Annotated in this window: 1 protein-coding gene and 1 pseudogene; both read left to right on the forward strand. The window is 46.5% G+C overall.

The annotated features are described in order from the left end of the window. Positions 1-72 precede the first annotated feature (72 nt). Positions 73-327: pseudogene (locus tag ACP45E_RS11265) on the forward strand (hypothetical protein); the annotation flags it as partial. A 224-nt stretch (positions 328-551) separates the two neighbouring features. Then, positions 552-1061, forward strand: a 510-nt coding sequence (locus ACP45E_RS11270; protein ID WP_158008379.1) for a carboxylesterase family protein, incomplete at its 3' end; no start/stop codon positions are given.

Here is a 1061-nt window from a genome sequence, read left to right on the forward strand (position 1 = left end):
AAATATCGCGCAATACACTGAAATAAATCAACTTTCCTCTCCCCCACTTTACCCCTAGATTTTCTGGGTGGATTAAGGGTTCAGTTGGTCGACTACCGTGCTCAGTTCTTCGTGGGTGCTGAATACCAAGGTTTGGACTCTCGTATGGATGGCCGAGTCAAAAGCGGTGATATCGAGTTCGATTACGACATCGGTGTCGAGCTTAACGAGTGGGCATTCCTGACTGGTTTCAATAAGCAAATTGGTAAGAACTATAACCTGACCATGCTTTACAACAAAGGTGAAACACGTGCCGCACTAACCTTGAATTTGGGTTATCGCTTCTAAGCGCACAGAGACACTAAGCACATACATGGGTAGGCCATTAGTTAGTAGGATGACATCCTACAAAGGCGATTATTGAAACTGTCACCGATGCCCTACCATTTGAGCCATCAATACAACAAACCATCCAACCATTCACGGATTAATACCAAAGCGCCAGGACGTCGCTTGTTCGATGCCGTTCATCACTTTCGGTGCACGCACCAAATGACTTTTTGGACATAACAATGACTTTACTCAATCGCTCAACTTTAGCTATTACTATCACTCTTGCCTTAGCTGCCTGTGGTGATGATTCAAGTAAACCCAGCGTTCCTTACAATCCACAGCCGTTACAACCGTCACCACCAGAGCAAATCTCCTTGGAAATTGGCGATGCGACCATTCAAGCCACCACAGAGTCTCTTGTCATCACGCCTCTTGATTCAGGTGAAAAACTGGCAGCAGTAGAAGCGTTCAAAGGTATCCAGTTTGCGCTAGCAGACCGCTTTCAACACAGTATTGTCGCACCACTTGAAGGTAATATTGATGCCACTCAATTCGGTGATGCTTGCCCGCAGTTAAAAACCACGACCCAAATACAATCGGAAGATTGTTTAAATCTGAACATTTGGCGACCAGTAGGGACAGACGCGTACGCTGATTTACCAGTTTACGTCGTCATTCACGGCGGAGACTTTGAATACGGCGCGGGGTCAGAGCCGTTGATTCACGGTGATATGGTGGTTGCACAAGGC

It is taken from the genome of Vibrio genomosp. F10 str. 9ZD137 (assembly GCF_049974785.1).
Classification (GTDB): Bacteria; Pseudomonadota; Gammaproteobacteria; order Enterobacterales; family Vibrionaceae; genus Vibrio.